We start from the raw sequence: 22821 nt of genomic DNA on the forward strand, positions 1-22821 counted from the left end.
AACAGCGATGACGACACCCGAGACCCCAGACACACTGCGTTTTGCCGTGAAGGGCATGGACTGCGCCGCCTGCGTGACGAAGATCGAGCGCGCGGTGTCGCGGCTCGATGGCGTGACCGCCGTGAAGGTGGGCTTGCAAACGGAAACGCTCACCGTCGGCGTGGCGGATCCTGCGCAGTCCCCGACGATCGAGAAGGCTGTGACGGCGTTGGGATACCAGATCAGGCCTCTCGGGGCAGAGGGCGGCTCTTCGGTTCGGCAGGGCGAGGCTCACGACCATGATCATCACGATCATGACCATCATGACCATGAAGGCGACTCCGATCACGGACAGCCCATCGAGGGCGCGTGGTGGCGCTCCACAAAGGGTGTTCTGGTGGCGGCGACGGGCCTTCTCATCGCCGCGGCCTATCTCACCAGTCTGATCTGGCCCAAGGCGTCTCCCCTCATGTTCTACGTCGCCTGCCTCGCCGGCACGTGGCCGGTGGCGCGGCGCGCCTTCATGGCGCTCCGCTCAGGATCGGTCTTCACCATCGAGATGCTGATGACGATTGCCGTCATCGGTGCACTCTGGCTCGGCGAGGTGGCGGAGGCGGCGCTGGTCGTCTTCCTCTTTGCCATCGGCGAGTTGCTGGAAGGCATTGCCGCCGGCCGAGCCCGCTCCGGCATCAAGGCGCTGTCGCAGATCGCGCCCGCCACCGCAGTCGTCGAGACGAATGGCGGCACGGTGGAAATGCCGGTGGGCGACATCACCGTGGGCAGCATCATCGTGGTGCGGCCGGGTGACAGGGTGGCCGCGGATGGCGTAATCATCGCAGGCGCTTCCGCCGTTGATGAATCAGCGCTGACGGGCGAATCCGTTCCGCGCGCCAAATGCGTGGGTGATACGGTCTTTGCCGGGTCGATCAATGCCGAGGCGGTTCTGCGCGTGCGCATCGAGAAGCCGGCGGCGGACAATCTCATCGCCCGCGTTGTCAGGCTGGTGGAGGAGGCGGCGGACAGCAAGGCACCGTCCGAACGCTTCATTGACCAGTTCGCGAAGTGGTACATGCCGGCGATCTGTCTCGTCGCTGTGGCGACGGCCCTTCTGCCGCCGCTCGCTGCCGGTGCGCCCTGGCCGGTGTGGATCTATCGCGCGCTCACGCTGCTGCTCATCGGTTGCCCCTGTGCGCTGGTGATCTCGACGCCTGCCTCCATTGCCTCGGCGCTGGCGGCAGGTGCACGGCGGGGCTTGCTGGTGAAAGGCGGCGGCGTGCTGGAAGCCATCGGCGGCGTCAAGCACATCGCCTTCGACAAGACGGGCACGCTGACGGAAGGAAAGCCGAAGGTGACCGACGTCGTTCCGCTCGGCACTCTTACTGCGAACGAACTCCTGCGCATCGCCGCAGCGGCGGAAGCGGGCTCGTCCCATCCGCTGGCCGTGGCCATCGTGGCCCATGCGAAGGCCGCGAACATTGCCTTTGCGCCTTCCGCATCCGAAGTTCTGCCGGGCAAGGGTCTCTCGGCGGAGGTCGACGGCCGCCGCGTGGTGATCGGAGCACCCGCCCGCCTCGGCGTCAGTGACACGGCCGTGCTGGGCCGTGCATCAGCACTGGAAGCGGAGGGCAAGAGCGTTTCGGTGGTGATCATCGACGGCGTGCCCGCTGGCCTCATCGCGCTTCGCGACGAACCGCGTGAGGATGCAGCCGAAGGCCTTCGCCGCATCATCGCGCTGGGCCTCCGCCCGATCATGCTGACGGGCGACAACCGCGCAAATGCCAAGGCCGTGGGGCAATCCCTCGGCATCGAAGTCCGCTCCGAACTGCTGCCGGAAGACAAGCTCGCCTTCATCCGGGCGCGCGCAACCGATGGCGGCATCGCCAAGGTGGGTGACGGCATCAACGATGCGCCAGCGCTTGCCGCAGCAACCGTGGGGATCGCCATGGGCTCGGGCACCGATGTGGCGCTGGAAGCGGCCGACGCCGCCGTGCTGAACAACCGCATCTCGGATGTGGCGGCCCTGATCAGCCTGTCGCGCCGCACCAAGACGGTGATCTGGCAGAATGTGGCTCTTGCCCTCGGCCTGAAGGCGGTGTTCCTCATCACCACGCTCCTTGGCGTGACGGGCCTGTGGATTGCCATCCTGGCAGATACGGGCGCCACCGTTCTCGTCACCATCAACGCCTTGCGCCTGTTGCGGACAAAGCTTTGAGCCAGATCGCGGGACCCGCTTCACCGGATTGCGATTTTGGTCTTTAGTGACGTCCGGAGGATCGTCACCCCATGCCCAGTGCCGGATATGCGCCGCTCGATATCAACGGAATCCGCAGCTACCTGAATGCGCTGCCGGTGGCGCGGGACCGGCTGGGGCAGGAGGCTTCGGCCTGGCGCATCCGCGAAGTGGGCGACGGCAATCTCAATCTCGTCTTCATCGTGGAAGGGAAGGGTGCCGTCGTCGTCAAGCAGGCGCTGCCCTACGTGCGCCTTGTGGGCGAAAGCTGGCCGCTGCCGCTGAAGCGCTCGTTCTTCGAAAGCAACGCGCTCTTCATCCAGGAGCGTTATGCGCCGGGGCTCACGCCGCAGATCTATCACTTCGATGACCGCATGGCGCTCATCGTGATGGAGTATCTCTCGCCTCACATCATCCTGCGCAAGGGGCTGATGCAGCGGAAGATCTATCCCAAGGCCGCGACCACTATCGCCCAGTTCATGGCGCTCACGCTTTACAACACTTCCATGCTGGCCTCGTCAGCCGAGGCGCACAAGGCGCGGATCGAGCTCTTCGCCTCCAACACGGCGCTGTGCAAGATCACCGAGGACCTCGTCTTCACGGATCCCTATCGCGAGGCCGCCCTCAATCGCTGGACGTCGCCGCAGCTCGACGGGATCAAGGCCGAATTCGAGCGCGACAATCCGCTGAAGCTGGCCGCCCAGGAGAAGAAGTGGCAGTTCGTGACCGAGGCGCAGGCGCTGATCCATGGCGACCTGCACACCGGTTCGGTGATGGTGACCGACAGCGACACCCGCGTCATCGATCCGGAATTCGCCTTTGTCGGGCCTATCGCCTTCGATGTCGGCGCCATCATCGCCAATTATCTGCTCTCCTTCTTCTCCCACCGCGGGCAATCGCAGGATGGCGGCCCGGACAGCTATTGCGACTGGCTGCTGGGACAGACCGAGATGCTGTGGACGGTGTTTGAAGCGCAGTTCCTGAAGCTGTGGGAGCAGCAACCTTCAGGCGAAGTCTTTGCCCAGGGTCTTTTCGAGACGCCTGAGAGCACGGCTGCGCTTGCCGCGCATCGTCACGTCTTCATGCAGAAGCTGTTCCGCGACGCGCTCGGCTTTGCCGGCTGCAAGATGATCCGCCGCATCCTCGGCTTGGCCCACGTGCAGGACATGGAGAGCATCAAGGACCCGGACGTGCGTGCGCGTGCGGAGACCATGGCCCTCATTTTTGCGCGGCAGCTTCTGCTGCAGGCGCATGGCTTCAGCGGCATCGCCGATGTCACTGCTGCAGCGCAAGAACACGCGAGCCCCGCGAAGGTTTGAAGATCATGCAAAATGACAGCAATCATTTGCAGTGCAACAAAGGAGAACACGAGATCGTCCATCGTTCTTGACACAACCAAACAATTGTATGACAAAATGTTCATGCTTCCCCCACAGAGGTTGGAAGTTCCGAAGAGCAGGATAACCTGCCGGTCTGCGTCTACTGAAGTCGAAGACAACAAAAACGAACGTCAGCATGGGAGACCCACATGGCTAACAAGAAAACCGAATCGATTCTGGATGACCAAAAGTTCTTTGCGGATGCATCCCGCCGCGACCTGTTCAAGGCGATGGGCGGTGCTGCAGCGCTTGGCGCGGTGATGCTGGCGGATGCCGGCTTCGATCCCGCCATCGCACAGGAACTGAAGCCCTCGGGCAAGCCGCTGAAGGCTGCCATGGGCAACGCCGGTTTGCAGGCCACGTGGTGCGCCCAGGGCAAGCAGGCGGCAGAAGCCTGGGGCAAGCTGATGAACGTGGAGATCACCTGGTTCGACGGTGAGCTTTCCGCCACCAAGCAGCGCGCCACGGTTGAAAACCTTGCCACGCAGAAGTGGGACTTCGTCGCCCTGCAGACCTTCGGCATCGGCACGCTCAACGAACCGATCCAGCGCGTCATCGATGCGGGCACGCCCGTCATCGCCATGGACACCATGATGGCGCCGGAAGGCCAGCTTGCGCTCCACACTTTCATCGCCCCCGACAACAAGATGATGGGTTCTGTGGTCACCTCCGCGCTGATCGCCGCCATCGGCGGTGAAGGCAACGTCGTGATGACCCAGGGCGCGCTTGGCCACTCGGGCGCACAGGGCCGCGCCAAGGGCTTCCACTCGGTGATCGACGGCAACAGCAAGATCAAGTTGCTGGACGAACAGCCGGCTGACTGGGACGTGACCAAGGTGACCCGCATCTGGGACTCGCTCCTCACCCAATATCCGGACATCAAGGGCGCCTTCTTCCACAATGACGACATGGCGCTTGCCGCCCACAACGTCATGAAGGCGAAGAACCGCACCGACATCCTGATCGCCGGTGTGGACGCCATGCCGCCTGCCGTGAACGCCGTTCTCGACGGCACCATGGTGGCCACGGTGCGCAACCCCTCCTGCCGTATCCACGGCTGGGCCGTTGCTGCCGGTGTTGCTGCCGTCGTGGGTGGCGAGAAGGCGGGCAAGGACATCCCGAACTTCATCCTCGCCGACGGCCCGGTCATCACCAAGGACACGGCTGCCGGTCACCTCTGGCTGCAGAAGAACTTCCTGATCTGATCTGACAGCCTGCAGGATCCTCCGTGGCTGACACACCAGACGCATCGGTCAACGGCGTGCAAACGCCGTTGATCGAACTCAGGAATGTCTCGAAATCATTTGGCGGCGTCGTGGCGCTGCAGGGCGTGGACTTCACCCTCATGCCGGGTGAGATCCATGGCCTTGTGGGCGAGAACGGGGCCGGCAAATCCACCCTCATGAAGATCATCGCCGGGGTCCACACGGGCTACGAGGGCGAGATGTTCGTGGAGGGGAGGCCCGTGCAGTTCCGCTCGGCGCGCGATGCGATCGCGGCAGGGATCGGCATGGTCCACCAGGAATTGTCCGTCGTCCCCGATCTGTCGGTCGCCGAGAACGTCTTCCTCGGCGTGCAGCCGGTGAAGGCGGGCGGCATCATCGACTGGTCCGGCATGAAGAGCCAGGCGCGCGCCCTCATCGCCAGCCTCGGCCTCGATCTCGATCCCAACACCCGTGTCGGCAGCCTGCCCGTGGGCGTGCAGCAGCTGATCGAACTTTCGCGCGTGCTCTTCTCCGGCGCCCGCACCATCATTCTCGATGAACCCACCTCCGCCCTCTCGCCGCCGGAAGTGGCGCGCCTCTTCGTGGCGCTGCGCAAGCTCCGGGCCGAGGGCAGGGGCCTCATCTTCATCTCCCACTTCCTCGACGACGTGCTGGAGATTTCCGACCGCATCACCGTCTTCCGCAACAGCCGCCGCGTGGCGACCGAGCCCCGCGCCAACCTCGACAAGGACAAGATCATCGGCCACATGATCGGCCGCGGCTCGGCCGAGATGCACATGGGCGAGACCGCCGTGCTCAATGCCCGTCACGAGGAGAAGCCGCTTCTTACCGCGCGGGATGTGGCCGATGGCCGAAGCCTCAATGGCGTGTCAGTGGAACTGAAGCGCGGCGAAATCACCGGCATGTACGGCTTCATGGGCAGCGGCCTCATCGAGTTCGCCCGTGCCCTGTTCGGCCGCCATGCCTTCAACCGCGGCGAGATCATGCTGGACGGGAAGCCCGCCCATTTTCGCTCGACTGCCGCGGCCCGCAAGGCGGGTCTCGCCTTCGTGCCGGAAAACCGCAGCATGATGCTGTTCCGCTCGGAGCCGGTCTACAAGAACGTCAGCATCGCCATGCTCGACCGCATCCACAGGCTGTTCCTGAAGCCGCAGGAAGAACGCGAAGTGGCCAAGCATCACATCAAGGACCTGCAGATCAGGCCGCCGCTCACCGACATCAATCTCGGCGCGCTCTCGGGCGGCAACCAGCAGAAGGTGGCGCTTGCCAAGTGGCTCACCAACATGCCCAAGATCCTGATCCTCTCCGAGCCCACCCGCGGCATGGACGTGGGCGCCAAGGAAGACGTGATCCGCATCATCAAGACCCTGCGGGACAAGGGCGTTTCGATCCTCGTTCTCTCCACCGAGCCGGAAACCATCCTGACGCTTGCCGACAAGATCTATGTGGTGAAGCGCGGTGCCGTGGTGAGTGAAATGAATTCGGGTACGGTCACAAAGTCCGACCTGTTGGCAGCAGCGTGAGAAAGGCCAGACGACCGTGAGCAGCGCACCCCTCGCCGACAAAGGCATCAACCCCCGGCAGCTCTTTGCCGACAAGCTGCGGACGATCGCGCCGCTGCTCACCCTGGTGGCCCTCGTCATCTTCTTCTCGTCCACCACAACGACCTTCGCCACCATGGACAATGCCGTGAACATCGTGCGGCAGATGTCGATCACCGGCATCATCGCGGTGGGGCTCACCTTCGTCATCCTCACGGCGGAGATCGATCTTTCCGTGGCCGCGGTCGCCAACGCCATCGGCATCACGGTTGCCTATTTCACCATCCAGCCGGATTACGTGAACATCAACAACATCCCGCTCAACGGCTGGATCGCGATCATCCTCACGCTCATGTCGGCGCTCGCCTTCGGCCTCGTCACCGCCTTCGGCATGACCAAGATCGGCATTCCCTCCTTCATCATGACGCTCGCCATCATGCAGATCGCCAATGGCGTGTCGGCGCTTCTGGTGCGCGGCCAGATTGCCTACCAGTACCCCGACCTCATCACCACGCTGGGCTCGAAGACGGCGTTCCAGATTCCGTTGGGGGTCGACGCGGCGGGGAAGGCGCTGTTCATTCCGGTGGGCTGGACGATCATCGTCTGCCTGATCTTCTTCATCGTCGGCCACCTCGTCCTCACCTACACGCGCTTCGGCCGCTATGTGTACATGGTGGGCGGCAACCGCGAGGCGGCGGAGTATTCGGGCGTCAACGTCAAGCTCATCATCGGTTCGGTGATGGTGATCAGCGCCCTCTGCTCCGGCATTGCCGGCATGCTTGGTGTCGCTTACTTCGGCTCGGCCCAGCAGAACCAGTTTGATACCTATCTGCTTGATGCCATCGCCGCCGTGGTGGTGGGCGGCACCAGCCTCTTCGGTGGCAAGGGCGGCATTCCCAATACCATCATTGGGCTTCTGGTGCTGGGCGTGGTCAACAACGGCCTTGATCACATCCAGATGGATAGCTTCCAGAAGATCCTCATTCGCGGCCTCATCCTGCTCGCCGCACTGGTGATCAACGTCTACGTCGAGAAGTTCAGGGAACGCGCCTAATCGGCTTTTGCTTTCGGCTTGGCCAACTGGATCATGAGCACGGCGGCAAAGAGCACCGCCGCGCCCAGCCAGTTGAGCGCGCCCAGGCGCTCACCCAGCAGCACGTAGCCGAGGGCTGCGGCAAACAGCACTTCCGTCGAGAGCAGGATCGCTGCACGCGAGGCCTCGATGTAGCGCACCACGTTGGCCATCAGGGCATAGGTGAGGGCGCTGGCGATGGCGCCGACAAAGAGCAGCGATGGCGCTGCAGCCACGATCGCAGTGCCGCTGATCTGCTCGAACCCCGCAGCCAGCGGCAGGGAGACCAGCGCCACCGTCACGAACTGCACGAAGGTGTATTGCAGTGGCTTGCCGAGTTTGCCCGCCGCACTCGTCACCACCATGAAGAGCGACCAGAACAGGCTTGAGGCTGCAATCAGCATGTCGCCGGTGGAGAAGGCGCCGAGCGTGCCGCCGCCAAGAAGCCAGATGCCGAGAAAGGCCACGCCGGCCGCACCCCACACGATCACCCCTGGTTGCTCACCGCGGATGAGCCAGAGCAGGAAGGGTGTCACGACGACATAGAGCGCGGTGAGGAAGGCGGTGTTGGTGAGCGTGGCGGTGATCATGCCGGCCTGTTGCAGGCCACCCGCCATCACGAAGATCAGCCCGCCCAGGAGGCCATAGCGGATGATGCCGGTGGCCGCGCCTGTGCTCGCCCGGTATTCGCGCCAGACGAAGGGCAGGAGGGCGAGGGCCGCAATGGCGCCGCGCAGCCCGGTGAAGAGCAGGGGGCCCACATGGCTCATGGCCTCCTTCTGGAAATAGAAGGACAGCCCCCAGAGGAAGGCCGCAAAGAGGACCAGGAGATTTGCGGCTTGCCGGGGCATGAGGCGGGAATCAGGCTGCTTTCTGTCGTCCGTACATGAGCAGCATGATGATGATGACGGCGCCAAAGATCAACTGCCGTCCGGCTTCCTCGATCTGCATGACCGAGAGGATGGATTGCAGTAGCGTGATGAGGATGACGCCCGCCACCGTGCCGCCATAGCTGCCGCGCCCGCCCAGCACATGCGTGCCGCCCAGCACCACGGCGGCAATGGCGGGCAGCAGATAGGCGTCGCCCATGGATTGCGCTGCCTTGGAGGCATAGCCCGCCAGCAGCACGCCACCGAAGGCGCTGAGTGCCCCTGAGATCACGAAGGAGAGCATGACGATGCGCCGGGTGTTGATGCCGGAGAGGAAGGCGGCCCGCTCGCGGTTGCCGATGCCATAGACGGCGCGGCCGAAGGTCGTGCGGTTGAAGAGGAACACGGCGCCCGCGCCGACTGCAAGCCACACGAGCACGCCGTTCGGCACCGCAGGGATCAGTTCACCCGTTGCCAGCCAGCGCATCGCCGGCGTGGCGGAATCCTGGGGTGAGAAGCCGCCGGTGTAGACCACCATCAGCCCCTGCGCGACCGCATTGGTGGCAAGCGTGATGATCATCGAGGGGATGCGGAGATAGGCCGTGGCAAAGCCGTTGGCGAGGCCGATGAGGGCGCCGCAGAAAATGCCGAAGGGAATGGCGAATGCTGATCCCATGGGGCCGAAACTTGCGGCGGCGCAGGCCATCATCGCGCCCGTCGTCACCACCCAGGGCACCGAGAGGTCGATCTGACCGAGCAGGATCACCAGCATCATGCCGGTGGCGATGACGCCGAGGAAGGACGCCACCTTCAATTGCTGCAGGAGGTAGGTGGGCGAGAGGAAGCTCGAGGAATAGAGCGCGCCCACCAGCAGCAGCACGATGATGCAGCAGAAGGCGATCACCACCGCGGGGTCGAAGCGCCGCAGAGGCTGCGGCAGCAGGCGTTCGAGAACGGTCGTTTCGCTCGTCATCAGAACCACTCCAGCTTGTTGCGCACGCGGAACAGGCCGAAGGCGCTGATGCTCACCGCAAGGAGGAGCACGACACCCTGGAAGAGCGGCTGCCAGAGCGGATCGAAATCGAAGACGAAGAGCAGGTCGCCGATCGTCCGGAAGGCAAGTGCCCCGAAGATCGCGCCGATGGCGCTGCCGCGCCCGCCCATGAGCGAAACGCCGCCGAGCACCACCGCCGCAATGGAGAAGAGCGTGTAGGTGTTGCCGCTCGCATAGGCCGCTTCACCCGTATAGGAGAAGAAGGTGAGGTAAAGCCCACCGATGGCCGAGAGAAGGCCCGAGAGTACGTAAGCCGTGAACTTCGCCATCTTCACCGGCATGCCGGACATGTAGGCGGCGTGTTCCGACGAGCCTGCGGCGTAAGACGCCCGCCCGATCACCGAGCGGCTGTACGGCACCCACACCACCAGCACCACGGCGGCAAGCGCCACGAAGCTCATGGGGAAAAAGCCGAAAGCCTTGCTGGTCATGAAATCTGCCAAGGTCTCGTTCACCGCGCCGCCCGGGAAGGGCCGCAGGAAGAGGGCGAGGCCATAGAACATCGCGCCGGTGGCAATGGTGGTGACGATGGGCTGCAGGCGGCCGAAGATCACGATGAGGCCGTTCACAGCACCGCAGAGGGCGCCGCTCACCAGCACGGCGATGATGCCGAGGCTTGTCTCAAGCGCCGTGCCCACCACGATCCACGAGGCGAGGCAGTTTGCGAGCACAAGGATCATCCCCACCGAGAGGTCGATCCCCGCGGTGATGATGACGAGGGACTGCGCCATGGCAACAAAGGCCAGCAGGGTGGCCTTGTTCGCCGCTGTCTGCACCACGTTGGCGGTGAAGCCCGCGGGATGGTTCGAGGCATAGATTGCGAACATGATGACGAAGAGCACCACCGCCATCAAAGTGTTCTTGTTTTCGGCAAACCAGTAGCGCCATTCGGTCATGCGTGTGCGGCCTCGCCGATGTTGAGTGCGCTGGAGACAAGGGCGTGTTCGGTGATGGCGGCGCCTTCCAGCTCGCGCACGATGGCGCCGCCATACATCACCAGCACCCGGTCGCAGCAGCCGATCAGCTCATCGTAGTCAGTGGAATAGAAAAGGATGGCGACACCCTGGTCGGCCAGCTTGCGGAGCAGCAGGTAGATTTCCTGCTTGGTGCCGACGTCGATGCCGCGGGTGGGATCGTTGAGGAGGACGATGCGGGGCTTGTTCATCAGCCACTTGGCGATCACCACCTTTTGCTGGTTGCCGCCCGACAGCGACGAGACCGGCAGCTCGGCGCTGGCCACCTTGATCTGCAGCAGCTCGATCATCTCGGCAATGCGGGCCTCCGCTGCCTTCTGGTCGATGATGCCGCGAGACGAGATGCGGTCGAGGGCGGCCATACAGAGGTTGTCGGCAATGCTCATGGGCAGCATCAGGCCCTCGGTCTTGCGGTCCTCAGGGATGAGCGCCATGCCGAATTCGGGGAGCCGTGCATCTGATGGGTCGCTCATGGCGGAGAGCTTGCCGTTGATCCGCACTTCGCCTGTCACGCCGCGCAGCACGCCGAAGAGGGCGAGCAGAAGTTCGCGCTGGCCCTGTCCGTCGAGCCCACCGAGGCCGATCACCTCGCCCGGATGGATGGCGAGTGAAATGCCGTTGAGCCGCCCGGCCCAGGACAGTCCCGTGCAGGAAATCGCGGCATCGCCGCTGCGCACAGGGTTGCCCTTGGGCGGGAAGACGTTCTTGTATTCGCGGCCGATCATCAGCTCGACCACTTCCGTGTCGGTCTTGCTGCCCGCCTTGTAGGTGGCAATTTTTCGGCCGTTGCGGAAAACCGTGCAGTCATCGGCCAGCTCGGCAATCTCGTGCATGCGGTGCGAGATGTAGATGATCGCGGTACCGCTCTGGCGCAGCCGCTTGATCACCGAGAACACCTGCTGCACGTCCGCCGCGGTGAGTGCCGAGGTCGCTTCGTCGAGGATCAGTACCTTGGGCTTGCGGGCCAGCGCCTTGGCGATCTCCACCATCTGGCGGCGGGACAGCGGCAGGTCCTTGACCAGGGCTGAGGGGTGAATGTCGCTGGCGCCGGCATCGGAGAGTGCCTGTTCGGCAATCTTTCGCTGGGCCCGGCGGTCGATCATGCCGGCCCTTGTGGGCGGGCTGCTGATCACGATGTTGTCCGCCACCGGCAGATCGGGAATGAGGGAAAGTTCCTGGAAGACGCAGACGATCCCCGCCGCATTCGCCGCCGCAGGCGATGCGAAGCGGATGGGCTGGCCATCCAGCGTCATCTCGCCCTCATCGGGCGTGACTGCGCCCGACATGATCTTGATCAGCGTGGATTTGCCCGCGCCGTTTTCGCCCAGCACCGCATGGATGCGGCCGGGCATGATCTCGAGGTCGGCGTCGCGCAAGGCCACGACTCCGCCATAGCGCTTGGTGATGCCCTTCATGGTGAGGATGGGCATCGTGTGCAAAGGCGTTGTATCCGTCATGCTCCCAGTCCGGGTCTCATCAGGCGGCCTGAAAGGGCGTACCACGGGACTTCCGCCCCGCAATACGCCCCCCAGGGAGTGACCTTACTGGTTTTCCTTCGACTGACCCATGATTTCCTGGGCCGTGAAGTTGATGCCGCAGGTGGGGAAGGAGTTGCCGACGAAGAAATTGTCGGACTGGTCGGGATAGAAGTCCTGGCCTTCCTTGAAGTCGGGGTCTTCCACGATGGCCGTGGGCAGCTTCACCGATTGCGGAACGACCTGGCCCTCAAGGGCGGCAATCGCCACCTTGATGGCAACGGCAACCTGGGCAGGGCCCGTGCCAGCCGACGAGCACTTCAGGCCTTCACCTGCATACTTCGCACAGAACTTGCGGAAGCCGTTCTCGGTTTCACCGCCGAAGGGCACGAAGGGGTGCTTCGCATCCATCATCGCCTGCACCACGCCGGTGTCGCCACCCTGTGCGGTGATGCCGTCGAAGGGTCCGTTGGTGGCGATCGCATCCGCTGCCACCTTCTGGGCCACGCCGTCATCCCACTTGCCCACGACTTCCGTCACGTTCCAGGTCTTGCCGGAGCCGTCGAGGGTTTCGTGAATGCCGTTGTGGCGGTCGGTATCAACCGAGGTGCCGGCCACGCCGCGTACTTCCAGCACCTTGCCGCCGTTGGGCAGATGCTTGATCAGCCAGTTCGCCCAGAGCACGCCGAGGCCCTTCTGGTCGACGTTGACGTTGATTGCATCCTGGGTGTCGAGAATGTTGTCGAAGGCGACGAGCACAACGCCCGCTTCCTTGGCGCGCTTGATCACCGGGCCGAAGGCGGTGGGGTTCTGGGCGTTGACGACGATGGCGTCATAGCCCGCGTCGATGAAGTTGTTGATGGCGGAAATCTGGGCCGGTACGTCCTCACCGGTGGAGACCACCTTGAACTCCTTCAGCTTCGCCGCCACGTCGGGCTGCGCTGCATAGGCCTTCGCCGTCTGGATCATCTGGATGCGCCAGGTATTGGCGATGTAGCCGTTGGCGAGCGCGATGCGGTAGGGGCCCTCCTTCTTCGGGAACTGGTAGAACTTCGTGTCGGCCGACCACGGCACCATGCAGGTGGGATCCGTGGCGGGGCCGCTCACGGTCTCTGCCGACATCGCTGCCCCGGCAAAGGCAGCCATGAATGCCGCGGTTGCGGCCAGTCCCGACAGGCGGGCGAGATTTTTCCGGATAGGCATTTCAGTTCCTCCCTGAACGATTTGCTGCTTAGGTTCTGATTGTTGGGCACGGCAGGGGGCTGCCGGTGCCATGGAAAAACCTTACCAGATATGATAGCGCTGTCAATTGTATGACGAACACGGGTCTCGTCAAAGCCCTTTGGCTTGCGCTAAACGGATACTTTTGGTTGGGGAAAATCGATTTTGAGCCGGAAAATCACATTGGATGACGTGGCCAGGCTGGCTCGGGTCAGCCCAATCACCGTCTCGCGGGCGTTGCGAAATCCCCAGATCGTCTCCGAAGAGTTGCGCTCCCGTATTGATAACGCTGTCAAAAAGCTGGGCTATGTACCCAACATCGCGGCCAGCAGGCTGGCCTCGGCCAGAAGCCACGCGATCGGCGTGATCGTGCCCACGCTCTACAACGTGATCTTCTCGGAATACCTGCAAGCCCTCCACGAAGTGTTTCTGCCGGTGGGATTCCAGGTTGTGGTGGTGAACAGCCGCTACTCGCTCGAGGAAGAAGAGAATGCGGTGCGCACCCTTCTCGGCCAGCGCGTCGAGGCGATCATCGTGGTCGGCGTCAACCACACCGACCTCACGCGCCGCCTGTTGCAGCAGTCGCGCATCCCTGTGATCGAGACCTTCCAGATCTCGCCCGATCCCATCGGCATCAACATCGGGCTCGATCAGGTGCAGGCTGGCTATGACGCCACATGCTCGCTGCTGCAGGCCGGCTATCGCCGCGTCGGCTTCCTCATGGGCAACAAGGACGAGCGCGCCACCGAACGCTACAGCGGTTACCAGAAGGCCATGCAGGAAGCCGGGCTTGCCTCGCCGTCGCTGATGAAGTCGCAGCAACAGGCCAGCTCCATTGCGCTCGGCGCGCGCGTGATGGCGCAGTTCAAGCAGGGCGGATTTCCGGAAGCGGTGTTCTGCATCGACGACAACCTCGCACTTGGCGCCATGCAGGAGTGCATGCGTCTCGGCCTCAAGGTTCCAGATGACATCGCCATCCTCGGCTTCCACGATCTCGAGTTCGCGGCCTTCGCCTCGCCAACACTGTCATCGATTGCAACCCACCGCTATGACATGGGCAAGCTTGCTGCCGAGCAGACACTACGGCTTCTCAACCGTGGTGCCGGCACGGGGCAGGACGTGATCGACATCGGCTACGAACTCGTCTGCCGACAGAGTACGCCTGCGATTTCAATTCCGGAGGCGAAAGCCTAGCGGCCCTTCGCGTGGTGGTGGGCGAGGCCGATCAGCAGCCTCATGTCGCGGGCCGCATGTTCCGGCGTGTTGCGCACCGGTTCGCCTTCCACGATGGCGCGCCAGAAACCCTTCATTTCCTCGATGAAGGCTTCCTCATATCCGCCGCGCAGTTCCGTCCTGTGCAGAACATGTCCGTCGGACTTGGCCACTGTCACGGTCGTCGGCTGGTGATTGAGATAAGGCGAGGGGAAGACGATCTCGATCATGGCATCGTCGAAGTAGAGGGCGATGCGTTCCTTGTAGTCGGCCAGTTGCGGCACGGTGAGGTGCACCATGTTCCACAGGGCCTGGCCATCGAGCAGGCGCACCGCGCCCTGCGCGCCGTCGCCGCCCGCGAAGATCTGCCCGCCGACGATCTCGCCATCGCCGATGCCGAGTTTTTCGAGAATGCCGTGCACGGCGTTCACATCATGCACAAGCGCCGATGACAGTGCCGAGGTGAAGCCCCTGTGGGTGAGGGCATCGGGCTCGCCGCCCAGGGCCTTTGCGACTTGCGCCTTCTGCTTCGCCACGGCCTTGTCGATGAGGTCGCGTGGAATGTCGCTGCCGCGGTTGTGGTCGTGATGGCGGATGAAGGGCCAGGCATCGGGGTCGTTCACCTCAACGGAGATGTAGCGCAGCGTCTTCGCCTTGCCGGGAAGATGCTGAAGCGCCAGCTGGTAGTTGGGATCGAAGCGCTTCATGTAGCCGACCTGCACCACCTTGCCCGCCTTGTCGCGCGCCGCCGCGATCTCTGCGATCTCGGCCGGCGAATAGCAGAGCGGCTTCTCGCAGAAGACGTGCAGGCCACGTGCGAGGGCCGCCATCACCTGCTCGTGGTGCAGCATGTCGGGCGAGGCGATCACCACCGCGTCGAGCTTCTCTGCCAGCAGGGCATTGGCATCCTCGAATGTTCTGACGCCGTATTTTCCGGCCACGAAGTCGCGGGAGATCTTGGAGGGATCTGCCACACCCACCACCTCGAAGTGATCCTTCAGGCGTACCAGATTGGGAATGTGCTCCACCTGTGCGATGGTGCCAGCGCCGATGACGCCGATGCGAAGTCTCTTCATGTCTTTGTCCTCATTCTATGGAGCATGTCGTGTCAGGATGGTGCGCAGGCGCTGCAGGCCGTTCCGCATTTCGCGCTCGTTGATGGCGGCGAAGCCCATGACGAGGCCGGATTGGCCGCGACCATGGCGGTAATACTGCGAGAGCGGTGCAAGGTTGAGCTTGGCCTCCAGCCCCTCGCCAGCGATCCGCTTGTCGTCGACCGGTTTGCGGAACTCCCAGACGATCTGCAGGCCGGTGTCGGAGAGATCGTGCGTCAGCCACTTCCCCAGCATGGTGTTGCAGAGTCCGACGAAGGCATCGCGCCGCTTGGCATAAAGCCGCCTGGTGCGCCGCAGGTGCTGGGCAAAGAAGCCGCGGTCCATGAAGTCCGCAAGGGCGGCCTGCAGGGCGAGCGGCGGATATTGTCCGGTGAGGTTGATGGCGCTCTGGAACGCTTCCTGGAATCCCGGCGGCAGAACCACGAAGCCGAGCCGCAGCGCGGGCATCAAAGTCTTGGCGAAGGTGCCCACGTAGATGGTGCGGCCATAGCGGTCGGTGCCCTGCATGGCAGGGATGGGCTGTCCGGTGAAGCGGTACTCGCTGTCGAAATCATCCTCGATCACCCAGGCGCCCCACTTGCTGGCAAGTTCCAGAAAGGTGAGACGCTGCTCCATGCGCATGGTGACGCCGAGCGGTGACTGGCAGGATGGCGTGAGATAGATCACCTTCGGCGGCCGCGTCGGCATGCGCGAGAGGTCCCATCCGTCCTGCGTGACATGCAGCGGCATGATGTTGGCGCCTGCCGCAAGGAAGGCGCTCTGCGCGCCGAGATAGCCCGGTTCTTCGAGCCACACGTCATCACCCGGATCGATCAGCAGCCGCGCCAGAATATCGAGAGCCGCCTGCGCGCCCGTGGTGACGGCAATCTGCTGTTCATCGCATTTCACGTTGCGCGAGGTCTGGAGATAATTCGCAATCGAGGTGCGAAGCCCCGGATAGCCTGCGATGTGATGGTAGCCGAACAGGTCTTCGCCGCTGGGGCGCAGCCGGTTCGAGAGCACACGCCGCCACTTGTCGAAGGGAAAGAGCGACACGTCCGGCAGGCCGGGGTGAAAGGCGCGGATGCCGGGGAAGCCCTGCTGCCGCGGCTCCTTTGCCATGATCGAACCACGCCGCGACAGGGAACCTGTAGTGACAGCAGGCGGCGGCCGCTTGCTGTCCTGCGGCTGAAGCGCGAGCTTCGCCACAAAGCTCCGCGCGCGTTCGTGGCTGTCGATGTAACCTTCGCTTGCAAGCTGCTCGTAGGCGGCGATCACGGTGTTGCGGCCGATGCCAAGGTCACTTGCAAGCTGGCGCGAGGAGGGGAGTGCCGTCTCCGCCTTCAGGTGCCCTTCCAGGATCATGCTCTTGAGATGGCGATAGAGCTGTTGCGGCAAGGGCATCGCCGCCGCGGCATCGAGTGCGATGCCGTCAAGCGTGGCTTGTGCCGCAACATTTCTGGTTCTCTGATTTCGCATAATTCTGGTTCTTGAAGGGAGCCAACTTAGGTCTAGTGTTTCCGCAAGACAAGAACAAACGCCGCAAACGGCGTGTGCCCCGGAGGGAACTGACGTGAAGCCCGTCGTCAAGATCGGCTTGATCGGTGCCGGCTTTATTGGCCGCGCCCACGGTCTTGCCATCAATGCCGTCAACGCCACCTTTGCGGATCTTCCGGCGCGCGCGGTTGCGCATGTCCTCTGTGATGCCGATGGCGCGAAGGCCGCGACCCAGGCCGAAGCCATGGGCTTTGCCACCTCCACATCGGATTGGAAGAAGGCGGTGGAAATGGCGGATGCCGTCATCATCGCCGTGCCCAGCCGTGATCACGCAGCGATTGCGCGTTACGCCTTTTCCCTGAAGAAGCCGGTGCTGTGCGAGAAGCCGGTCGGACTCTCGGCGGCGGAAGCGTCGGCGCTTGCAAAAGAGGCGAAGGCGGCCGGTGTCGTCACGGCGGCAGGCTTCACCTATCTCCGCGCCCCCATGGTGGCGGAGGCGCGGAACATCATTGCCAGCGGCAAGCTTGGCAAGCCCGTGCATTTCTATGGCCGCCACTTCGAGGATTATCTTGCCTCGCCGGATGCGCCCTTCTCCTGGCGTCTCGACCGCACCTTCGCCGGCCGTTGCGGTGCGCTTGGCGATCTCGGCTGCCACATCATTTCGATTGCGCGCGCCTTGTGCGGCCCCATCGCATCGCTCAGCGGTAACATCGCGCTCGTCCATGCGGAACGGCGGACGGGCGGTGCCGGCTCCCCGCTGCGCAAGGTCGAGAATGAAGACGTCGCCTCCGCCGTGGTCCGCTTCGCAAGCGGCATCACGGGCGTGATCGAGACGAGCCGCATCGCCCATGGCCGCAAGATGGACCTCGCCTTCGAAGTCACCTGCGAGCGTGGAAGCATCAGCCTCCACGCCGAGCGTTTGAACGAACTCGATGTCTATGCGGCGGGCGATGACGGCTTTCGCAAGGTGCTTATCAATCCTTCCCATCCGGATTACGCGGCCTTCCTGCCCGCACCGGGCCATGGCCTCGGCTTCAACGATCTCAAGACCATCGAGCTTGCCGGCTTCCTGCGCGGCATCGCGGCGGGTCAGTCATCCTATCCTGACCTCGGCGAAGCAGCGCGCATCTCCTCGCTCTGCGAAGCCATCGTCTCGTCTTCCGAAACCCGGCGCTGGATCGACGATCCGGAAGCCTTTCATTACGTTTGAGGCACAGTACAATGAGCGTCCGCATCGGCATCAATCCCATCACCTGGACAAACGATGACGTGCCGGAACTGGGCGGCGACACGCCGCTCGAAACCTGCCTCGCGGAAACCCGCGCGGCGGGCTACCACGGCACTGAGCTTGGCGGAAAATTCCCCCGCGAAAGCAAGGCGCTGGCCGGCGTTCTTGCCGCGCACAAGCTCGATCTGGTCTCCGGCTGGTATGATGGCCGCATGGCGGAGCGCAGCGTCGATGAGGAATTCGCGGCGGTATTGCCACATCTCACCCTGCTCAGGGACTGCGGCGCGAAGCACGTCGTCTATGCCGATACGTCGCTGGGCCGCCATGGCGCCATCTGGGGGCCGATCTCGCAGCGCCCCATCCTGCCCGTGGATGAATGGACCGCCTACGGCCGCAAGCTCACGGCGCTCGCCGAGAAGATGCGCGACTTCGGTGTTGCCATGGCCTTCCATCATCACATGGGAACAATCGTCGAGACGGACGCCGAAGTGGATGCGCTGATGAAGCACACCGGCCCCGCCGTTGGTCTCCTGTTCGATACGGGCCATTGCGCTTTCTCCGGTGGCGATCCCCAAAGCTTGTTGGAACGGCACCTGGGCCGCATCGTCCACTTCCACTGCAAGGACACGCGCCCCGACATCCTCAAGAAGGCCCGCGCCACCGACATGAGCTTCATGGATGCGGTGCTGGAAGGGATTCTTTACCGTGCCCGGTGACGGCAGCATCGATTATGTGCCGCTCTTGAAGAAGCTGAAAGGTGCGGGCTTTGCCGGCTGGCTTGTCGTCGAGGCGGAGCAGGACCCGAAGAAGGCCCATCCGCTCACCTATGCGACCATGGGCTGCAAGAACCTGACACGCATGGCGAAGGACGCCGGATTCACTGTTGACCCCGTGAGGCCGTGAGATGAGTGAAACAACCGTCTGCATCAACATCGACGACATCGGCATGTGCCACGGCGCCAACGTCGCCTTCGTGGCCCTGTCGAAGGCGGGCCGCGTGGACTCCGGTTCGCTGATGGTGCCCTGTCCGTGGTATCTCGAGATGGTGGATTTGGCGAAGGCCAATCCGGACCTGAACGTCGGCATCCATCTCACGCTCAATTCCGAGAAGACCTATTACCGCTGGCGGCCCATGAGCAAGGCGAGCAAAGCCTCGGGCCTTGTCGATGGCGATGGCTTCATGTGGCGGAACGTGCCAGAACTGCGGCGCAACGCCCATCCCAATGCGGTGGAGGAAGAACTCCGTACACAGATCGAAGCCTTCAAGGCCTCCGGCCTCAAGGCAACGCATATGGATGGCCACATGGGCGCGATCCTCGCGCCCGAGTTCTACGACATCTATCTCCGGCTGGCGGAGGAGTATGGCATCCCCTCCCTCTATCCTGCCTCCATGGAAAGCTATGGACCCAAGCACAATCTCGGGCCTCTCGACGATACATTCTACACAACGCGTGCTGCGGTTCTCCGTTCGAAGGGCAAGACGCCAGCGGCGCGGGTTCTGGAAACGCCGTGGCACCTCCGGGGCACGGTCGAGCAGCGCTACACCGAGCTCTTCAGCCAGACGGCGGAGGGCTTCAACTTCTACGCATTGCATGCAAACGCACCGGGCGAGATCGAGGTGATCGAGGACTCGGCCCAGGTGCGCATTCAGGAATTCGACTTTCTGGCCAGTGCAACGTTCGGGCAGTGGCTGGAGAAACAAGCCTTCAGGCGGACATGCATACCGGCCTGATCACCGAACACAAAACAGCAGTGGCGTGAAACCACTGTCGCAAACGGAGGAGCCTCGTCATGAAGTCGATCTTGAACATCACCCGGCGGAACATTTTCGGGTTGGTTGCGGGTGCTGCGGCGCTCGTCACGGCCACCGCCACGGGCGCACTCGCCCAGGTGAAGGAAATGAAGGACATCCGCATCGAATTCGTCACCCACGGGCAGGCGAACGATGTGTACTGGACGGTCGTGAAGAACGGCATGCTGGCCGCCGCCAAGCAGCTCGGCGTGACCGTGAATTACCAGGCGCCTGAAACCTGGGACGTGGTGCGCATGCGCCAGATGCTGGAAGCCGCCGTGGCCTCGAAGCCCGATGGCTTGGTGATCTCGATCCCCGATGCCGCCGCACTTGAAGCGCCTGTGAAGGCTGCGAAGGCCGCGGGCATTCCCGTCGTCGTCATCGACACGGGCGAAGAGCAGGTGGGCCCCTGGGGCCTTGATCTCTTCGTGGGCGGCGGTTCCGAATACGACAACGGCGTGAATGCCGGCCGCATCATGGGCAAGGCCGGCGTGAAGGAAGGCGTCTGCCTCAACCACGAAGTCGGCAACGTCTCGCTCGACAAGCGCTGCGAAGGCTTCGAGAAGGGCCTCGGTGAATCGGGCGGCAAGTCGCAGGTGCTCGCCATCACCATGGACCCGACCGACGCCACCCGCCGCCTTGAAGCCTTCCTCAAGGCCAATGCCGGAACGACCGGCATCCTCACCCTTGGCCCGACGGTTGCCTCTCCCATCCTCAAGATGCTGGAAGAGCGCGGCTTGATCGACAAGGTGAAAATGGGCACCTTCGACCTCTCGGCTGAAGTGCTGGATGCGGTTGACAAGGGCAAGATGATGTTCGGCATCGACAACCAGCAGTTCCTCATGGGTTACCTGCCGGTGGTCTTCCTCGCCTCCAAGGCGCAGTATGCGACCTTCCCGACGGAAACCGTGCGCACGGGCCCGGCCTTCATCACCAAGGGTGATGCAGCCGCGGTGCGTGACCTGAGCAAGGCCGGCTTCCGGTAAGGCCCGTCAGCAGGGGAGGCGAAGGAATGACATCTGCGAATGCGGTACCGCCCGGCAATCTCAAGCCTCCTCCCGCACCGGCCCTGCCGGTGCGTCCGGGCGGTGTCCGCTACACCCTGATCCGGCTGCTCCGGCGGCCGGAATTTGGCGCCCTCACGGGCACCGTTCTCGTCTTTGCCCTGTTCGGCATCTTCGCCGGAAATTCCGGGCTCTTTTCGTCGCTCGGCATTGCCAACTTCCTGCAGGTCTCGGCGGAACTCGGCATTCTCGCCATCCCCGTGGCGCTGCTCATGATCGGCGGCGAGTTCGATCTTTCGCTCGGTTCCATGCTAGGGTTCGCCAGCGTCACCATCGGCCTCTGCGTGGCGCAGTTCGGTCTGCCCATCTGGCTTGCAGTGCTGATCGCCTTCGGCTTCGCCATCATCGTGGGCTTCCTGAACGGCATCCTCGTCGTCCGCACCGGATTGCCCTCGTTCATCGTCACACTTGCAGGCCTATTCGTGCTGCGCGGCCTCACGCTCGCCATCACCCGCGCAGTTACCGGCCGCACGCAGATTCCCTACATCACCGATGGCCAGGAAGACTCCTTCGTCGTCTGGCTCTTCGGCGGCAAGTTCCTGGGCGGGTTCTATCACTGGCTCGCCAGCCTCGGTTGGGTGGAGGCGCGTGACGACGGCCTGCCGGTCGTGCCCGGTCTCTCCATGTCGGTGGCGTGGTGGATGGTGCTTGCCGTTCTCGCCACCTGGCTTCTCATCAAGACGCGCTTCGGCAACTGGATCTTCGCGGCAGGCGGTGATGCCAACGCCGCGCGCAACGTCGGCGTTCCGGTCAACCGCGTGAAGATCATGCTCTTCATCTTCACGGCCTGTGCGGCAACGCTGCTGGCCACCATCCAGGTTCTGGAAACAGGTTCCGCCGATACGCTGCGCGGCACGCAGAAGGAATTCCAGGCTATCATCGCTGCGGTGATCGGCGGCTGCCTCCTCACCGGCGGCTATGGCTCGGCGATCGGTGCCGTCTTCGGCGCGCTCATCTTCGGCACGGTGCAGATGGGCATCTTCTTCACCGGCATCGACTCTGACTGGTTCAACGTCTTCCTCGGCGTCATGGTGCTGATTGCGGTGTTGGTGAACAACGTGGTGCGCCGCAAGGCGACGGAGGCCCGCTGATGCCTGCGCCCATCATCGAGCTTCGCGACGTCAGCAAGAGCTTCGGCTCGGTCACGGCCCTCTCCGGCATCAACATCGCGGTGGAACCGGGGGAAGTGCACTGTCTCCTCGGCGACAACGGCGCGGGCAAGTCCACGCTCATCAAGATCCTCTCGGGCGTTTACCAGCCCTCGACCGGACAGGTGCTGATCGATGGCACGCCGGTCATCCTCTCCTCGCCGCGCGAGGCACTGGACCGGGGCATCGCCACGGTGTTCCAGGACCTCGCCATGATCCCGCTCATGAGCATCACCCGCAACTTCTTCCTCGGCCGCGAGCCGGTGCGGGGCAGGTGGCTCACCCAGCGCATCGACATGCAGAAGGCGGATGCCATCGTCATGCAGGAACTGGCGCGGATCGGCATCAACGTGCGTGACCCGCAACAGGCGGTGGGCACGCTCTCGGGCGGCGAGCGGCAATGCGTGGCGATTGCGCGGGCCGTGTATCACGGCGCCCGCGTGCTGATCCTCGATGAGCCCACTTCGGCGCTGGGCGTGCACCAGGCCTCGATCGTGCTGCGCTACGTGGCGCAGGCGCGGGCTAGCGGCCTTGGCGTGATCTTCATCACCCACAACATCCATCATGCCTATCCGGTGGGCGACAAGTTCACGCTGCTCAACCGCGGCAAGTCGGTCGGCACCTACAGGAAGGCCGAGATCAGCGAGATGGAAGTGCTGGACATCATGGCCGGACGCCGCGAACTGAAGGCGCTGGAAGCGGCAGGCATCATGAGCACCTGAGGCCGCCTCCCGATATCCCCCGAAAGGGATGCGACAGAGCGTAT

General features: G+C 63.5%; 20 protein-coding genes. 13 read left to right on the plus strand and 7 right to left on the minus strand.

The genetic code is table 11. From position 1 onward, the window contains the following. Positions 1 to 7: 7 nt before the first annotated feature. The 5 genes from QM801_RS01315 (at position 8) to QM801_RS01335 (ending at position 7409) form a co-directional block, all read left to right on the plus strand. Positions 8 to 2191: a heavy metal translocating P-type ATPase gene (locus tag QM801_RS01315; RefSeq protein ID WP_415017408.1), complete on the plus strand. Its 2184-nt coding sequence runs from the start codon at positions 8 to 10 to the stop codon at positions 2189 to 2191. Between the two features lie 71 nt (positions 2192 to 2262). Further along, positions 2263 to 3528: an S-methyl-5-thioribose kinase gene (mtnK, locus tag QM801_RS01320; protein WP_415017409.1), complete on the plus strand. Its 1266-nt coding sequence runs from the start codon at positions 2263 to 2265 to the stop codon at positions 3526 to 3528. A gap of 209 nt (positions 3529 to 3737) precedes the next feature. Next, on the plus strand, positions 3738 to 4793 hold the full coding sequence (locus QM801_RS01325) for a sugar ABC transporter substrate-binding protein (RefSeq protein WP_415017410.1): 1056 nt from the start codon (positions 3738 to 3740) through the stop codon (positions 4791 to 4793). 23 nt (positions 4794 to 4816) lie between these two features. After that, positions 4817 to 6337, plus strand: coding sequence for a sugar ABC transporter ATP-binding protein (locus tag QM801_RS01330; protein ID WP_415017411.1), 1521 nt, complete (start codon positions 4817 to 4819; stop codon positions 6335 to 6337). Positions 6338 to 6353: 16 nt separating this feature from the next. Next, positions 6354 to 7409 carry an ABC transporter permease gene (locus QM801_RS01335; protein WP_415017412.1) on the plus strand — a complete coding sequence of 352 codons (1056 nt, stop codon included), beginning with the start codon at positions 6354 to 6356 and terminating at the stop codon, positions 7407 to 7409. Here the strand turns inward: QM801_RS01335 and QM801_RS01340 are convergent. The 5 genes from QM801_RS01340 to QM801_RS01360 all read right to left on the minus strand — a co-directional run bounded on the left by QM801_RS01340 (position 7406) and on the right by QM801_RS01360 (position 12945). Further along, a complete protein-coding gene (locus tag QM801_RS01340) occupies positions 7406 to 8278 on the minus strand; it encodes a DMT family transporter (RefSeq protein ID WP_415017413.1) in 873 nt (290 codons plus the stop codon). The genes QM801_RS01335 and QM801_RS01340 overlap by 4 nt on opposite strands. A gap of 10 nt (positions 8279 to 8288) precedes the next feature. Further along, on the minus strand, positions 8289 to 9269 hold the full coding sequence (locus tag QM801_RS01345; RefSeq protein ID WP_415017414.1) for an ABC transporter permease: 981 nt from the start codon (positions 9267 to 9269) through the stop codon (positions 8289 to 8291). Further along, a complete protein-coding gene (locus tag QM801_RS01350) occupies positions 9269 to 10246 on the minus strand; it encodes an ABC transporter permease (RefSeq protein WP_415017415.1) in 978 nt (325 codons plus the stop codon). Before QM801_RS01350 ends, QM801_RS01345 begins: the two co-directional genes overlap by 1 nt. Next, complete coding sequence (locus QM801_RS01355; protein ID WP_415017416.1) at positions 10243 to 11781, minus strand: sugar ABC transporter ATP-binding protein; 1539 nt, start codon at positions 11779 to 11781, stop codon at positions 10243 to 10245. The genes QM801_RS01350 and QM801_RS01355 overlap by 4 nt, the downstream gene beginning before the upstream one ends. Before the next feature lie 84 nt (positions 11782 to 11865). After that, complete coding sequence (locus QM801_RS01360) at positions 11866 to 12945, minus strand: sugar ABC transporter substrate-binding protein (protein WP_415020874.1); 1080 nt, start codon at positions 12943 to 12945, stop codon at positions 11866 to 11868. A 267-nt stretch (positions 12946 to 13212) separates the two neighbouring features. Between QM801_RS01360 and QM801_RS01365 the strand changes: the two genes are divergently transcribed. Beyond that, positions 13213 to 14214, plus strand: coding sequence for a LacI family DNA-binding transcriptional regulator (locus tag QM801_RS01365; protein ID WP_415017417.1), 1002 nt, complete (start codon positions 13213 to 13215; stop codon positions 14212 to 14214). Here the strand turns inward: QM801_RS01365 and QM801_RS01370 are convergent. Together QM801_RS01370 and QM801_RS01375 are read right to left on the minus strand one after the other, a co-directional pair. Further along, a complete protein-coding gene (locus tag QM801_RS01370) occupies positions 14211 to 15308 on the minus strand; it encodes a Gfo/Idh/MocA family protein (protein ID WP_415017418.1) in 1098 nt (365 codons plus the stop codon). The two genes, QM801_RS01365 and QM801_RS01370, sit on opposite strands and share 4 nt — an antisense overlap. 15 nt (positions 15309 to 15323) lie before the next feature. Then, positions 15324 to 16805, minus strand: coding sequence for a PLP-dependent aminotransferase family protein (locus QM801_RS01375; protein ID WP_415017419.1), 1482 nt, complete (start codon positions 16803 to 16805; stop codon positions 15324 to 15326). Between the two features lie 94 nt (positions 16806 to 16899). Here QM801_RS01375 and QM801_RS01380 point away from each other — a divergent pair, with 94 nt between their 5' ends. From QM801_RS01380 to QM801_RS01410, 7 genes are read left to right on the plus strand one after another with little or no spacing between them, the layout of a single operon-like run. Then, positions 16900 to 18033: a Gfo/Idh/MocA family protein gene (locus tag QM801_RS01380; protein ID WP_415017420.1), complete on the plus strand. Its 1134-nt coding sequence runs from the start codon at positions 16900 to 16902 to the stop codon at positions 18031 to 18033. A gap of 11 nt (positions 18034 to 18044) precedes the next feature. Then, positions 18045 to 18767 carry a TIM barrel protein gene (locus tag QM801_RS01385; RefSeq protein ID WP_415017421.1) on the plus strand — a complete coding sequence of 241 codons (723 nt, stop codon included), beginning with the start codon at positions 18045 to 18047 and terminating at the stop codon, positions 18765 to 18767. Then, on the plus strand, positions 18757 to 18954 hold the full coding sequence (locus QM801_RS01390) for a hypothetical protein (RefSeq protein WP_415017422.1): 198 nt from the start codon (positions 18757 to 18759) through the stop codon (positions 18952 to 18954). Before QM801_RS01385 ends, QM801_RS01390 begins: the two co-directional genes overlap by 11 nt. A gap of 1 nt (position 18955) precedes the next feature. Then, positions 18956 to 19783, plus strand: coding sequence for a polysaccharide deacetylase family protein (locus tag QM801_RS01395; protein WP_415017423.1), 828 nt, complete (start codon positions 18956 to 18958; stop codon positions 19781 to 19783). Positions 19784 to 19842: 59 nt separating this feature from the next. After that, positions 19843 to 20829 (plus strand): sugar ABC transporter substrate-binding protein, encoded by a 987-nt coding sequence (locus QM801_RS01400; RefSeq protein ID WP_415017424.1) that lies wholly within the window; start codon positions 19843 to 19845, stop codon positions 20827 to 20829. A 26-nt stretch (positions 20830 to 20855) separates the two neighbouring features. Then, complete coding sequence (locus QM801_RS01405; RefSeq protein ID WP_415017425.1) at positions 20856 to 21998, plus strand: ABC transporter permease; 1143 nt, start codon at positions 20856 to 20858, stop codon at positions 21996 to 21998. Beyond that, positions 21998 to 22777: an ATP-binding cassette domain-containing protein gene (locus tag QM801_RS01410; RefSeq protein ID WP_415017426.1), complete on the plus strand. Its 780-nt coding sequence runs from the start codon at positions 21998 to 22000 to the stop codon at positions 22775 to 22777. The genes QM801_RS01405 and QM801_RS01410 overlap by 1 nt, the downstream gene beginning before the upstream one ends. Positions 22778 to 22821 lie beyond the last annotated feature (44 nt).

This window comes from Aestuariivirga sp. (genome assembly GCF_047600585.1).
Taxonomy (GTDB): domain Bacteria; phylum Pseudomonadota; class Alphaproteobacteria; order Rhizobiales; family Aestuariivirgaceae; genus Aestuariivirga.

Coding starts and splice junctions, on each gene's coding strand:
- QM801_RS01315 (WP_415017408.1), top strand. CDS start 8: ATGACGACACCCGAGACCCCAGACACACTGCGTTTTGCCGTGAAGGGC.
- mtnK (WP_415017409.1), top strand. CDS start 2,263: ATGCCCAGTGCCGGATATGCGCCGCTCGATATCAACGGAATCCGCAGC.
- QM801_RS01325 (WP_415017410.1), top strand. CDS start 3,738: ATGGCTAACAAGAAAACCGAATCGATTCTGGATGACCAAAAGTTCTTT.
- QM801_RS01340 (WP_415017413.1), bottom strand. CDS start 8,278: ATGCCCCGGCAAGCCGCAAATCTCCTGGTCCTCTTTGCGGCCTTCCTC.
- QM801_RS01345 (WP_415017414.1), bottom strand. CDS start 9,269: ATGACGAGCGAAACGACCGTTCTCGAACGCCTGCTGCCGCAGCCTCTG.
- QM801_RS01350 (WP_415017415.1), bottom strand. CDS start 10,246: ATGACCGAATGGCGCTACTGGTTTGCCGAAAACAAGAACACTTTGATG.
- QM801_RS01355 (WP_415017416.1), bottom strand. CDS start 11,781: ATGACGGATACAACGCCTTTGCACACGATGCCCATCCTCACCATGAAG.
- QM801_RS01360 (WP_415020874.1), bottom strand. CDS start 12,945: ATGGCTGCCTTTGCCGGGGCAGCGATGTCGGCAGAGACCGTGAGCGGC.
- QM801_RS01370 (WP_415017418.1), bottom strand. CDS start 15,308: ATGAAGAGACTTCGCATCGGCGTCATCGGCGCTGGCACCATCGCACAG.
- QM801_RS01375 (WP_415017419.1), bottom strand. CDS start 16,805: ATGCGAAATCAGAGAACCAGAAATGTTGCGGCACAAGCCACGCTTGAC.
- QM801_RS01385 (WP_415017421.1), top strand. CDS start 18,045: ATGAGCGTCCGCATCGGCATCAATCCCATCACCTGGACAAACGATGAC.
- QM801_RS01395 (WP_415017423.1), top strand. CDS start 18,956: ATGAGTGAAACAACCGTCTGCATCAACATCGACGACATCGGCATGTGC.
- QM801_RS01400 (WP_415017424.1), top strand. CDS start 19,843: ATGAAGTCGATCTTGAACATCACCCGGCGGAACATTTTCGGGTTGGTT.
- QM801_RS01405 (WP_415017425.1), top strand. CDS start 20,856: ATGACATCTGCGAATGCGGTACCGCCCGGCAATCTCAAGCCTCCTCCC.
- QM801_RS01410 (WP_415017426.1), top strand. CDS start 21,998: ATGCCTGCGCCCATCATCGAGCTTCGCGACGTCAGCAAGAGCTTCGGC.